The 12,981-nt window shown below is 75.0% G+C and carries 12 protein-coding genes; 6 read left to right on the top strand and 6 right to left on the bottom strand.

The window, feature by feature from the left end:
• Positions 1-28 precede the first annotated feature (28 nt).
• A complete protein-coding gene (locus AC067J_RS14975; protein ID WP_478299181.1) occupies positions 29-1,534 on the top strand; it encodes an SDR family NAD(P)-dependent oxidoreductase in 1,506 nt (501 codons plus the stop codon).
• A 65-nt stretch (positions 1,535-1,599) separates the two neighbouring features.
• Positions 1,600-2,064 carry a nucleotide triphosphate diphosphatase NUDT15 gene (locus AC067J_RS14970; protein WP_478299179.1) on the top strand — a complete coding sequence of 155 codons (465 nt, stop codon included), beginning with the start codon at positions 1,600-1,602 and terminating at the stop codon, positions 2,062-2,064.
• Between the two features lie 126 nt (positions 2,065-2,190).
• On the opposite strand, the gene AC067J_RS14965 is transcribed toward AC067J_RS14970, so the two are convergent.
• Genes AC067J_RS14965 through AC067J_RS14955 form a run of 3 tightly spaced genes read right to left on the bottom strand, consistent with a single transcriptional unit; the run spans position 2,191 to position 5,647 of the window.
• Entirely contained in the window at positions 2,191-4,422 is a 2,232-nt protein-coding gene (locus tag AC067J_RS14965; RefSeq protein ID WP_478299177.1) for an ABC transporter permease, read from the bottom strand.
• A complete protein-coding gene (locus AC067J_RS14960) occupies positions 4,419-5,126 on the bottom strand; it encodes an ABC transporter ATP-binding protein (RefSeq protein WP_478299176.1) in 708 nt (235 codons plus the stop codon). Before AC067J_RS14960 ends, AC067J_RS14965 begins: the two co-directional genes overlap by 4 nt.
• Positions 5,123-5,647, bottom strand: coding sequence for a PadR family transcriptional regulator (locus AC067J_RS14955; protein ID WP_478299174.1), 525 nt, complete (start codon positions 5,645-5,647; stop codon positions 5,123-5,125). Before AC067J_RS14955 ends, AC067J_RS14960 begins: the two co-directional genes overlap by 4 nt.
• Positions 5,648-6,277: 630 nt before the next feature.
• On the opposite strand from AC067J_RS14955, the gene AC067J_RS14950 reads away from it, so the two are divergent.
• From AC067J_RS14950 to AC067J_RS14940, 3 genes are read left to right on the top strand one after another with little or no spacing between them, the layout of a single operon-like run.
• Positions 6,278-6,949, top strand: a complete 672-nt coding sequence (locus AC067J_RS14950) for an Rv1733c family protein (RefSeq protein WP_478299173.1) — start codon at positions 6,278-6,280, stop codon at positions 6,947-6,949.
• An 8-nt stretch (positions 6,950-6,957) separates the two neighbouring features.
• Positions 6,958-7,482 (top strand): GNAT family N-acetyltransferase, encoded by a 525-nt coding sequence (locus AC067J_RS14945; RefSeq protein ID WP_478299171.1) that lies wholly within the window; start codon positions 6,958-6,960, stop codon positions 7,480-7,482.
• Positions 7,479-7,745, top strand: coding sequence for a hypothetical protein (locus AC067J_RS14940; RefSeq protein WP_478299169.1), 267 nt, complete (start codon positions 7,479-7,481; stop codon positions 7,743-7,745). The genes AC067J_RS14945 and AC067J_RS14940 overlap by 4 nt, the downstream gene beginning before the upstream one ends.
• Positions 7,746-7,752: 7 nt before the next feature.
• Here AC067J_RS14940 and AC067J_RS14935 read toward each other — a convergent pair whose 3' ends face one another.
• The 3 genes from AC067J_RS14935 to AC067J_RS14925 form a co-directional block, all read right to left on the bottom strand.
• Complete coding sequence (locus tag AC067J_RS14935) at positions 7,753-8,430, bottom strand: YoaK family protein (RefSeq protein ID WP_478299167.1); 678 nt, start codon at positions 8,428-8,430, stop codon at positions 7,753-7,755.
• Between the two features lie 298 nt (positions 8,431-8,728).
• Positions 8,729-10,561: an asparagine synthase (glutamine-hydrolyzing) gene (gene asnB / locus AC067J_RS14930; RefSeq protein ID WP_478299165.1), complete on the bottom strand. Its 1,833-nt coding sequence runs from the start codon at positions 10,559-10,561 to the stop codon at positions 8,729-8,731.
• Between the two features lie 282 nt (positions 10,562-10,843).
• On the bottom strand, positions 10,844-11,641 hold the full coding sequence (locus AC067J_RS14925) for a DUF2785 domain-containing protein (protein ID WP_478299163.1): 798 nt from the start codon (positions 11,639-11,641) through the stop codon (positions 10,844-10,846).
• A 324-nt stretch (positions 11,642-11,965) separates the two neighbouring features.
• Here AC067J_RS14925 and AC067J_RS14920 point away from each other — a divergent pair, with 324 nt between their 5' ends.
• Positions 11,966-12,904: a TIGR01777 family oxidoreductase gene (locus tag AC067J_RS14920; protein ID WP_478299161.1), complete on the top strand. Its 939-nt coding sequence runs from the start codon at positions 11,966-11,968 to the stop codon at positions 12,902-12,904.
• The last annotated feature ends 77 nt before the right edge of the window (positions 12,905-12,981 follow it).

Genomic DNA, 12,981 nt, shown 5'->3' with positions numbered 1-12,981 from the left:
AACAGCGAACAGGGAAGCGGCAACAGGCATGACGGCGGGCGTGGGCATCGAGCAGGACAACGGCACCGAGACCGCCGAGGAGATCGACTACGGCCCCGGCCTCGACCCGGAGCGGCTGAAGCTCTGTCTGGACGTGCTGGCCGAACTGGACGAGCTGCACGTCGACCACCCGGACGCGATCACCGTCCGCCAGGCCGTCGGCGGCATATTCCGCACCCTCAAGCAGCGCCGCCGCCAGGAGACCCGGGCCCGGAAGACCGCCAACGACCGCGAGGTCACCGCGAAGACCGCGACCGGCGCGCCGTCCCGGATCGACGACGAGACGGCCGGCGCCTTCGGCCTGACCACCGTCACCACCACCGAGATCGCCGGCATCCTGGAGCGCCCCCGCTCCTGCTACATCTGCAAGCAGCGGTACGTGGAGGTCGACGCCTTCTACCACAACCTCTGCCAGAACTGCGCGGTCAAGAACCGGGCCCGCCGGGACGCCCGCGCCGACCTCACGGGCAAGCGCGCGCTGCTCACCGGCGGCCGGGCCAAGATCGGCATGTACATCGCGCTGATGCTGCTGCGCGACGGCGCCCACACCACCATCACCACGCGCTTCCCGAACGACGCCATCCGCCGGTTCACCGCGATGCCGGACAGCGCCGACTGGCTGCACCGGCTCAAGATCGTCGGCATCGACCTGCGCGACCCGGCCCAGGTCATGGCGCTGGCCGACGAGGTCGCCGCGGACGGCCCGCTGGACATCCTGATCAACAACGCCGCGCAGACCGTCCGCCGCCCGCCGGAGTCCTACCGCGAGCTGATCGCCGCCGAGTCGGCGCCGCTGCCGGCCGGCATGCTGCCGCAGTCGACCACGATCGGCCGGTTCGGCAGCGGCAGCGTCGACCTGCCGGCCCTGCCGCAGCAGGCCGGCGGCGAGGGCGAGCGGATCTCCGCCGAGGACGTCACCTCGCTCGCCCTGGTCACCGGCTCGGCGACGCCCGCGCGGATCCAGGCCGGCACCGCGATCGACGCCGGCGGCCTGGTGCCCGACCTCGCGGACACCAACAGCTGGGTGCAGACCGTCAGCGAGGTCGGCCCGGTCGAGCTGCTGGAGGTGCAGCTCTGCAACTCCACCGCGCCGTTCATCCTGATCAGCCGGCTCCGCCCGGCGATGGCCGCGTCCGCGTCCCGGCGCAAGTACGTGGTCAACGTCTCGGCGATGGAGGGCGTGTTCCAGCGCGGCTACAAGGGCGCCGGCCACCCGCACACCAACATGGCCAAGGCCGCGCTGAACATGCTCACCCGCACCAGCGCGCACGAGATGTTCGAGAACGACGGCATCCTGATGACCGCCGTCGACACCGGCTGGATCACCGACGAGCGCCCGCACCCGGACAAGATGCGGCTCGCCGAGGAGGGCTTCCACGCCCCGCTCGACCTCGTCGACGGCGCGGCCCGGGTCTACGACCCGATCGTCCGCGGCGAGCAGGGCGAGGACCTGTACGGCTGCTTCCTGAAGGACTTCGACCGCTCCGCCTGGTGACGCCCGCGGGCGGATCGGCGGACACCACCCACATCGGCGGACACCATCCGCGGGGAGGAACAGCGTTGACGACGTCGACGACCGCGCCGATGCTCGGCGCCGGCGTGATCGTGCCCACCGGGGACGGCCGGGTGCTGCTCGGCCGGCGGACCACCGCCGGCGAGCCGCCGACCTGGAGCCTGCCCGGCGGCAAGGTCGACGCCGGCGAGTCCTTCGAGCAGACCGCCGCGCGCGAACTGGCCGAGGAGACCGGGATCGTGCTGCCCGCCGAGGAGATGCGGGTGCTCGCCGTGCTGCTCGACCACGAGCTGGGCCGCCCGCGGGTGACCGCGGCGGTGCTCGCCCCGCCGAGCCTGGCCACCGCCGTGGTCACCGAGCCGCACGCCTGCGGCGGCTGGGAGCGCTTCGCGCTGGACGCGCTGCCGGGCCCGATGTTCTACCCGTCCGCGCTCGTCCTCGGCAGCTGGCGCCCGGAGCTGGGCGACGTGCGGCGCGCCGGGACGCACGCGTACCCCGTCCCCGGCCGGTAGCCGGGGACGGGGGCGGGGGCGGGGGCGAGGAGCGGGGGCGGGGAGCGGGTACGGGGGCGAGGAGCGGGGGCGGGGAGCGGGTACGGGGGCGAGGCCGGGGGCCGGCCGCCCCCGGGCGGTCCCCGGTCAGCCGTTGCGGGCCGCCTCCGGGCCGGTGATCCGCTTCAGCAGGGGCAGCGTCGAGGCGATGATCCCGAGCGAGACCACGAGCCCCAGCACGACGAGGACGAAGTACACCGCGCCCGGGGACACCAGGTCGTAGTGCATCTGCGACTTGAGGAACATCGCCGCCGCACCGAAGCCCGTCCCCGTGGAGACCACGGCGACCACCAGCAGCGGCAGCGCGCTCTCCAGACCGACCACCCGCTGCAGCAGTCGCAGCGGCGCGCCGGTGAGTCGCAGCATCGCGAACGGCCGGCGCCGGTCGGAGAGCCCCGCCACCACGCTGACCGCCAGGCTGCACCCGGCGATCGGCAGGGTGGTGAGCAGCACCACGTCGGCGAGCTGGCGCCAGCCGGCCAGTTCCTGCTGCTGGGTGGAGCCCCAGTCGGTGACCATCCGCGAGACCTGGTCCGGGAACGCCCGGGACAGCAGGGTCCGGATCTGCTCCATGGCCGCCTCCGAGCCGTCCGTCGTCACGTAGAGCGCGTTGACGGGCAGCTTCTCGACCTCCTCGGCGGTGACCGGCGCGGTCGGCCACTCCTTGGCCGCCTGGGACCGCAGGCTGAGGAAGCCGTGGCGCGCGACGGCGGCCACATCCGCGCCGGCCGCGCAGTGGCCCACCACCGGAGTGGTGGCGAGTTCCGAGCAGACGGCCAGGATGGGCACCGCGCCGCGCGGGTCCTCCGGATTCCGGGCGACGCCTGCGGGGTTGGCGTGCCCCACGACGAGCGCCTTGAAGCCCGGCACGGCGCGCAGTCCGGCCAGTACCCCGTCCGGGACGGCGTCGGCCATCGGCGGCCCGTCGCCCATCACGCCGTGCTCCACCGCGACCCTGGTCTCCTGGTCACCGCTGAGCGCGCCGCGGTTGGCGTCGATGGTCCCGATGATGGCGACGGTCGCCGTGGTGACGAACAGGGCCAGGACCAGTCCGGCGACCGAGCGGAACCCGGCCTTCGGGTCGTCCGCGAGCCGGCGCACCGCGATCAGGGTGGCCGGGCGGCTCGTCCGGGCGGCGACCAGGCGGGCGGCGGCCATGGTCAGCCAGGGGCCGGCGACCACCAGGCCGAGCATGATCACCAGGAAGCCGGTCAGGTAGGCGGCGGTCTGCCCGTCGGTGGACTGCGGCCGGCGGCCGACGAACCAGCCGAGCTCGGCGAGGCCGACCAGCAGCGGCACCACCCGCCAGGCCGTGGGCGGCTTCGGGGTGACCCGGCGGGAGACGCCGAGCGGGGAGACCGTGACCCGGCGCAGCGCCAGCCGGGCGGCGGCGGCCGCCACCAGCGGGACGCCCAGCAGGACGGCCACCACCTGGAGCGGGGTGAGCGTGAGGTCGTCGACGAAGAAGCGCTTCCCGGTGAACGGGACGGTCGCCACCAGCGGGCGCAGCAGCAGGTGGGCGGCGAAGCCGAGGACCGTTCCGGCCGTCGAGGCGACGGTGGCCTCGACGGTCGAGATCACCGTGATCTGGCGCGGGGTCGCGCCGACCAGCCGCATCGCGGCGTAGCGCTGCTCCCGAGTGGCCGCGGAGAGCCGGGTCGCGGTGCCGATGAAGATCAGCACGGGGAAGAGCAGCGCCCCCGCGACGACGGAGAGGATCAGCGTCATCGCGTCACCTCGCACGCCCATGCCCGGGCAGGCGGCGCCGTCGCAGCCGGCCGGCACCGCGGTGGCGATGGCGGTGACCTGCCGGGCGCCGGGGCGGGCGGCGAGCTCCTCGGGACTCCGGCCGGCCAGGACGAGCAACGTGTCCGGGGAGGACAGGGCCGCGTCGCCGATCTCCCCGGCGAGCCGGCCGGGGAAGCGGTCGCCGAGTCGGACGGCCGGGGTCTCGCGGATCAGCTTCGCGAGGGCCGGCGAGGCGTAGTACTCGCCGGCCCTGGGCAGGGTGGGCACCCCCGGCGGGACGGGCGAGGTCGGGCCGGTGGCGGCGACCTGGACCTGGAGCAGTTCCTTGCCGTCGTAGTACTCGGCGCTGTGGCGCCACCAGAGCGGGTCGACGGGCGCCGTCCCGGTCCGGCTCGCGGCCCCGGAGTTGAGCCAGAGCACCCGGTCGTTGGACTTCTCGACGGCGTTGATGCTCGCCAGCGTCGAGAGCAGCAGGCCGACGCCGATCACGACGGCGGCGGTGATGGTCAGCAGCCGGACGACGGCGGCGCGGCCGCCGCTGACGGCGAGGCGCAGGGCGAAGGCGATCACGAGGCGACCCGGTCCGCGGCGGCCGGCGCGTAGCCGGAGGCGAGCGTCCTGGCCTTGCCGTCCCGGACGACCGCCTCGCGGTCGGCGTAGGCGGCGACCCTGGGCTCGTGGGTGACCAGCACGACGGTGGTGCCCTGGGAGCGGGCGGCGTCGACCATCAGGTCCATCACCTGCTCGCCGGTGAGCGAGTCCAGCGCGCCGGTCGGCTCGTCGGCGAAGAGCACCTGGGGGCGGGTCACCAGGCCGCGGGCGAGGGCCACCCGCTGGGCCTGACCGCCCGACAGCTCGCCGGAGCGGCGGTTCTCCATGCCGTCCAGGCCGAGGCGGGCGAACCAGGGCCGCGCATCGGCGAGCGCTGCGGCCCGGCGGACGCCGTTGAGCAGCAGCGGCAGGGCGACGTTCTCCTCGGCGGTCAGTTCGGGGACGAGCTGGCCGAACTGGAAGACGAAGCCGAAGCGGTCCCGCCGTAAGGCGCTGCGCTGGGCCTCGTTCATGGTGTCGATCCGCCGCCCGTCGAAGTGCACCTCACCCGCGTCGGGGACGAGGATGCCCGCCAGGCAGTGCAGCAGGGTGGACTTGCCGGAGCCGCTCGGGCCCATCACGGCCAGCACCTCGCCGGCCTCGGCGGCCAGGCTGGCGCCGCGCAGGGCCGGGGTCTCGCCGAAGGCGAGTTCGACGGAGCGGGCTTCGATCAGCGGGCTCATGCGCGTACCTCCGCGGCGAGGGCGTCCAGGCGGGCCGTGGTCAGGTCGATCCACCGGAGGTCCGCCTCCAGGTGGAAGATGCCGTGGTCGGCGAGCAGTGCGTCGACCAGCGGGCCGGTGCGGCGCAGCTCGGTGAGTTCGCGCATCCGGCGGAGGTGGGCGGCGCGCTGGGTGTCGAGGTACTCCTCGGCGTCGCGGCCGAGCATCAGGGCGAGGACGACCTTGGTGAACAGCAGCGACTGGAGGTTCGGTTCGGGGGCGACGGGCTCGGTGAGCCAGTGCTCGAACTCCGTCACCCCGGCGTCGGTGATGACGTAGCGCTTGCGCTCGGGCCCGTCGCCGGGCTCGGCCTCGCCCGCGGCGACCTTGCCGTCCCGCGCCAGCCGGCCGAGCGTGGCATAGACCTGACCGTACGGCAGGGGCTTGCCGCGCCCGAAGAAGGCGTCGTAGTCGCGCTTGAGGTCGTAGCCGTGGCTCGGCTCCCGCTCAAGCAACCCGAGAAGGGTCAAAGGAACACTCATGGGAAGGACCATACACCAGACGTATACTCCGAGTGTATAGCTGCCGAGAATACGGCGCCGAGCTGCGAAAGCGCCTGAGCGGTACTACTTCTGAGCGGCAGTCCGGGCAGCCCCGGGGAAACGTGAGCGGGGGGCGGCCCCACACCGCCCCCCGCTCCGCACGGCGGCCCGGCGAGCCCCCACAGCGGGCCGGGCCTCCGCGTCCCGGCACAAGGAGGACGCGGTCACCGCCAGCCTGCCCCGTCGCCACCGCCCCCGCCGAGGGCCGAACGTCCCTGTCCGCCCCCTTTTCCGGACATCCGCCCGGTACGGCGGTGCGGAGCACCGAGCGGGGACGGAGCGGGGACGGAGCGGTGACCGGGGTGACCGGCGCGCGAAGGCGGCGCAGGCGGCCCCGGGGGGCGCGTGCGGTCCAGCGTGCTCCCAGGCGCACGGCACAGGCGGACGCGGGCCGGGCGCGGGCGGACGCGGGCCGGGCGTACGAGGCGGGCGCGGACAGGCGGGCGTGGACGAGCGGGCAGGTCCCGGGCGGTGCGGGGCCGCACGGCTCTTGTGCGCAGGGGCCGCAGCGGGAGAGATTGGGTTCCGACGGGGGCCGAACAGCGCCAACAGCCGTGAGGAGCACGCATCGTGTCCAGCACACCCCGCCCGGACCGGCCCGCGTCGCTGCCCCGGCGGGCGGGCCGTCAGCTGCGCCGGGCCCTCGGCCGCCGCCACTCCGTGGGCCTGCGCGAACCGCTCGCCCGGCCGGTGGACCGGGCCCGCAGCCGGGCCTGGCTCGCCGCCGCCGTCGCCCTCGCCATCGGGCTGGCCGGTGTCGTGACCGCCGCCCTGCTCGGCTACCGCACCGCCGCCGGCACCGCCGAGACCGAGCGCGGCCGGCTGCACCGGGTCGAGGCCGCGGTGCTCGGCCGGGTCCAGCCGGATCAGCCCGTGAACAGCCGCTGGACCGGCGGCTACGAGAACCGGGTCGAGGTCTCGACCGTCTGGACCGCCCCGGACGGCCACCCGCACACCGGCACCGTCGAACTGCCGCGCACCACCCTCACCCGGCCCACCGTCACCCTCTGGGTCGACGACGCCGGCGAGCCCGCCAGGGCCCCGGAAACCCGGATCGGCCTCACCGTCGGCGCCGTCTGCACCGGCCTGGCCGGCGGCGCCACCCTGGCCACCCTGATCGGCGTCGCACTCGCCCTGCGGCTGCGCGCCCTCGACCGACGGGCCGACCGCGACTGGCAGCGGTCCTGGTCCCGCTGGGAACCCCGATGGAGCGGCCGGACCAACCAGCCGCAGGAAGACTGAGGAGCACCGTGTTCACCACCGACCGGCTCACCGCCCGACTCTGGACCGGGACCGACGCCGACCGCGCCTACGACCTGTACTCCCGCTGGGAGGTGGCCCGCTGGCTCGGCGCCACCCCGCGGGCGCTGGAGTCCCCCGCCGAGGCACCCGCCCTGATCGACCGGTTGCGGGCCTACTCGTCCGACCCCCGCTACGGCGCGTGGGCCCTGGAACGACGGGACTCCGGCCTGGTTGTGGGCACGGTCCTGCTCGCCCCGCTGCCCGACGGGGACGGCGAGGTCGAGGTCGGCTGGCACCTCCACCCCGACTCCTGGGGCCACGGCTACGCCACCGAGGCCGCCCGCGCCGCCCTGGCCAAGGGCTTCGCCGGGGGTCTGACCGAGGTGCACGCCCTCGTCCGGCCCGGCAACGAGCCCTCGGCCGCCGTCTGCCGCCGTCTCGGCATGACGCCCCAGGGCCGCACCAGCCGCTGGTACGGCGCGGAGCTGGACTCCTTCCTCGCCGTCCCGGACCCGGCCGAGCCGCCCCGGTGAGCGCACCTCGGCCGGCCGGCACCCGGCGGCTGACCGTCGACCTGGACGCCGGGCTCGTGGACTGGGTCCGCGCGTTCGCCGAACTGTCGCACCGCACGGTCGAGGACGTGGTCGGCCCGCCGCTGACGGCCGAGCGCGCCCGCGTCGAGGCGTGCTGGACGGGCCGAGCGGACGACGCGGGCGACGCGGGTGGTGGTGCGGACGGCGGAGGTGGTGCGGACGACGGCGGTCCAGCGCAGGACGGCGGCACCGCGGCGGGGTGACCGCCGGTCAGCGGGTGCCCTCGGGGCGGGTCCAGGGCGGCGCCGGCCGACCGGCGCGGTGGGTGACGGCGGCGACCCCGAGGAGGAGGGCGAGGGCCGCCGCCAGGGCCGTCGGGACGTCGGCGTGCAGGACCAGCGCGGCGCCGACGAGCGCCCCGGCGAACATCCAGCCGGCCGAGGCGAAGCGCCGCACACCGGCGCGGTCGGCGGCCAGGGCGGTGAGCGTCATGGTCAGCACGGTGGTGGTCAGGTCGGGGACCTTCAGCGCCCGGACGACCGCGTTCTGCAGGCCCATCGCGAAGCCCAGCACGCCGATCAGGGTGTAGCGGACCGGGTCGTCGGTGTGGCCGAGCACCGCCGCCAGCACGGTGCAGCCGGCCAGCAGCACCACCTGGGCGGTGACGGTGGCGACCAGCAGCCGTCCGCGGTGGGCCGGCCGGCGCTCGGCGAGGTGCCCGCCCGTCAGCGCGCCGGCCAGGAAGGCGGCGAGCGCGGTGAGCGACGCCGACGCGGAGAGCCCCGGCGCGCCGGCCAGGGCGAAGCCCAGGAAGACCACGTTGCCGGTCATGTTGGCGACGAAGACGTGGCCGAGGGCGAGGTAGCTCACCGCGTCGACCAGTCCGGTGACCACGGTGAGCACCAGCAGCATCGGCACCAGCGGACCGTGGCGGGGGTCGTTGCGCATCCACGTCCTCCTCGGCGGGCAGGGCATCGGACGGCCCCGGGTGCCGCCCGGTTCGGCCTCCGGGCCCGCGGCGTCCCGTCCGTTCTACGCCCGGGCGGCCTCCGGAGCGGCCCGACCGGGCCGGGACCGTCCGATCCACCCATCCCCGCAGAGGTCCGGTCCGGGCGAGGGCCGGGAGGGGGAGGACGGGGTAGGCAGGGGCGGGGGGCGGCAAGGAGCCGGGACGACGGGGGCGGGGAACGCGGAGCGCCCGCCCCCTGGTGCGGCGGGGACGGGCGCTCGGCTCTCCGGCGGACGCTCAGACGGTGAGCGCCGGGCGGTGGTGGTCCAGCCAGAGGGCGAGGTCCACGACCCGCTCCAGGCGGAGCCGGTGGCCCCACTCCAGTTGGTCGGCCGGGGTGTCCAGGCTGCTCTTGATGACCGTCTCGTCCGCGATGTCCCGCACGTGCGGCGCGTCCAGCGCCTCGCGGGCGAGCCGCTGCAGGCCGGCGTTGTAGTCGGAGTGGTGGGTGGCCGGGTAGTGGTTCTTCGGCCGCCAGAGCACCGAGTCCGGGGCGATGCCCTGGCCGGTGGCGCGCAGCAGGCTCTTCTCGCGGCCGTCGTAGCTCTTCATCACCCAGGGGGTGTTGAAGGCGTACTCGACCAGCCGGTGGTCGCAGTAGGGGACGCGGACCTCCAGGCCCTGGGCCATCGAGAGGCGGTCCTTGCGGTGCAGCAGCTGGCGCAGCCAGCGGGTCAGCGAGAGGTGCTGCATCTCGCGCTGGCGGTGCTCGGTCGGGCTCTCGCCGTCCACGTGCGGGACGGCGGCGAGCGAGGAGCTGTAGGTGTCGTCGCGGAACTCGGCGATGCGCAGGTGGGCGGCGAGGTCCGGGTTGATCGGCATGGCGGCCTCGTCACCGGTGACGAGCAGCCAGGGGAAGGTCTGCGCGGCGAGCGCCTTGGGGTTGTGGAACCACGGGTAGCCGCCGAACACCTCGTCGGCCGCCTCGCCGGAGAGGGCGACCGTCGAGTGCTTGCGGATCTCGCCGAACAGCAGGAACAGCGAGGTGTCCATGTCGCCGACGCCGATCGGCGAGTCCCGGGAGACGACCACGGCGCGGCGGTTCTCCAGGTCGAGCAGCGTCCGCGGGTCGAGCACCACGGTGGAGTGGTCGCTGCCTATGAACGCGCCCGCCTCGGCGGCGAACGGGGTGTCGTGGCCGGTGCGCAGGACGTCACCGGTGAACTGCTCGGCCTGGTCGCTGTAGTCGACCGCGTAGGACCGGAGCTTGGCCTGCGGGCCCTCCTGGAGCCGGAGTTCGTCGGCGACCAGGGCGGTCACGATGGTGGAGTCGAGTCCGCCGGAGAGCAGGCTGCAGAGCGGGACGTCGGCCTCCAGCTGGGCCCGGGCGGCACGGTTGACCAGGGACCCGACCTGCTCCAGGGTGGCGTCGAGGTCGTCGGTGTGCGGGCGGGCGGTCAGCTCCCAGTAGCGGCGCTCGCGGACGCCGCCGCGGTCGAGGACGAGCAGGCCGCCGGGGTGGACCTCGCGGACGCCGGCCCAGACCGTGGGACCGGTGTTGAAGAGCAGGCTGTAGGCCTCGCGCAGACCGTCGGCGTCCACCGTGGGCGTGACGTCGGGGTGGGCGAAGAGCGCCTTGGGCTCGGAGCCGAAGACCACGCCGCCGTCGACCTCGGCCCAGAACAGCGGCTTCACGCCGAGCCGGTCGCGGACCAGCAGCAGGCGCTGGTTGCGCTCGTCCCAGATGCCGAAGGCGTACATGCCCTCCAGGCGGTCGACCAGGGCGTCGCCCCACTCCTGGTAGGCGCGGAGCACCACCTCGGTGTCGCTGCGGGTCTCGAAGCGGTGGCCCTTGGCGGTGAGCTCGGTGCGCAGCTGGTGGTGGTTGTAGACCTCGCCGCTGTAGGTGAGGACGACACCCGGCTCGTCACGGCGGTCGGCCATGGGCTGCGCACCGCCCTGGATGTCGATCACGGCCAGGCGGCGGTGGCCGAGGGCGGCGTGGCGGCCGAGCCAGACGCCGCCGGCGTCGGGGCCGCGCAGAGCCATGGTGGCGGTCATCGCCTCGATGACGGGGGCACTGTGGCGGACGTCCTGATGGAAGGACACCCAGCCGGTGATTCCGCACATGCGCGAGCACTCCTTGGACGGGCAGAACGAACGGACGGCAGACGAACGGACAGGCAGGACCGGCAGGGGCGGCCGCGCCGAGGTCCGGTCCACCAGTCGGGCGGAGTGCGGCCGCAGTTCCACGAAATCGGACACATTTCCGGCCATTGGCGCGGGGGCGGGGTCCGGACGCCCGCTCCGGGGGCGGAGTGCGGACCCCCGGAGCGGGCGGAAGGAACGGCGGAAGGGACGGCGGGAGAAGCGGACAGGACGGACAGGAGAGGCGGGCGGGGCCGCCGGTGCTCAGGCCGGGCCGAGGGCCCGCAGCAGCGCGGCCGTGACGGCGGGGCCGTGGGCGAGCGGGAGCAGCGGGGTGCCGGGGCCCGCGGCGCGCACGCCGGTCTGGGCGAGCACGAGCAGCGCGCGCAGGGTCCGCGCGCAGTTGGACACCCAGGCCGGGGCCGGGCCGCGCCGGTGCTCCGCGAGGGCGTCGGCCGACTGCCCGACCCAGGCGACGCACTCCTCCTCGGTCAGCTCCGGCCTGGTGAGGGTGCGTGCGATGCCGGTGGCCAGCCGCTCGTCCTCGCGCTCGCCGAACAGGTGGTCGGTGCGGGCCAGCAGCCGCGCCGTGGCGAGACCGAGCACCGGCCCGGGGGCGACGGCGGGGTGGCGTCCGAACGTGCCGAGCAGGTCGGCCCCGTGCGCGGCCGCGTGCAGCCAGCCGAGTTCGGGGTGGTGGCCGCGCAGATCGGCCTCGGCCGGGTACCAGCGGGCGAAGGCCTCGAACCAGGCCGGGTCGTAGTCGCCCCGGCAGACGATCATGTCGAGGACGAGTGCGGCGAAGGTCCGCGCCTCGACGGCCGGGTCGCCGAACCGCTCGGCCATCCGGTGACCGAGGGAGGTCCGCAGTGCGCCGGCGATGACGTCGCGCTCGATCCAGGTGTCGAGGACGGCATAGGGCTCGCCGTCGCGGACCCGGGGGTCGGGGTCGGCCAGGGCCCGGGCGAGTTCGTCGACCAGGGCCTCCAGGGGGCGGTCGGTCGGGACGGCGAAGTCCTGGTCGCAGATCTGCGACCAGTCGGTGGCGGTGGGAGCGGACATCGGCGGCGTGGTCTCTTCTCGGTCGGTACGGGCCGGCGCGGGGTCGAGCGGCGCGGGCGGGACGGTGGCGCGGGCGGGACGGGTCGCGCAGGTGGCGCGGGCGGTGCCGATCGGTACGGATCCGTGCGGATCGGCGCAGAACCGTACGGGTCGGCACAGGTCGGCACAGGCCGGCGCGGCTCGGTGTGCGCGTCATCCGTATCACCGCGCCGGGCCCGCCGACCAGCGATTTTCGACCGCCCGCGGCGCGCGACCGACGTCATTTTGAACGCGTTCACTTGGATCGCTAGGGTGACCGCAGAGCACACCGAGGGGGGACACTCGATGAGAATCGTCATACCCGGGGGAACCGGGCAGATCGGCCGCATCCTGGACCGGGCGCTGACCGCCGAAGGCCACGAGGTCGTCATCCTGACCAGGCGGCCCGGCCGTGACCAGGAGATCTACTGGGACGGCCGCACCCTGGGCCGCTGGACCGACGCGATCGACGGCGCCGACGCCGTCGTCAACCTCGCCGGGCGCAGCGTCAACTGCCGCTACACCGAACAGAACCAGCGCGACATGCTGGACTCGCGGGTGCACTCCACCCGGGCCGTCGGCCGGGCCGTCGCCGGGGCCAGGCGGCCGCCCCGGGTCTGGCTCCAGATGAGCACCGCGACCATCTACACCCACAACCACGGCGCCCCGCACGACGAGGCGGGCGGGGTGCTCGGCGGCGGCGAACCCGGCGTCCCCCGGTACTGGGACCGCAGCGTGCAGATCGCCCGCGCCTGGGAGCGCGAGCAGACCGACGCCGCGACGCCCGCGACCCGCCGGGTCGCGCTGCGCTGCGCCATGGTGATGAGCCCCGACCGCGGCGGCGCCTTCGACCAGCTGGTCCGGCTGGCCCGTACCGGCTTCGGCGGGCCGATCGACGGCGGCACGCAGTACATGTCCTGGATCCACGACCGGGACCTCACCCGCGCCGTCCGCTTCCTGATCGACCGCGACGACCTCGAAGGCCCGGTCAACATCGCCGCGCCCGCCCCGCTGCCGCAGCGCGACTTCATGCAGACCATCCGGCGCGCCAAGGGCATCCCGGTGGGCCTGCCCGCGACCCGCTGGATGGCCGAGATCGGCGCGTTCGCGCTCCGCTCGGACACCGAACTGCTGCTCAAGAGCCGCTCGGTGAAGCCCGGGCGGCTCCTCGACGCGGGATTCGGCTTCGAGCACCCGCACTGGTCGGCGGCGGCCGCCGACCTGGTCCGGCGGATGCGCCGCTGAGCCCGGCGCCCGGCCACCGGACGGCGAGCGGCGAGCGGCGGGCGTACGGGACGCGGGGGGCGGGCAGTCGGCGTCGC

The organism is Kitasatospora sp. NPDC042419, from assembly GCF_056437345.1.
The sequence above is the reverse complement of the archived record's forward strand: the minus strand, read 5'-3'. Positions and strand labels throughout refer to the sequence as shown.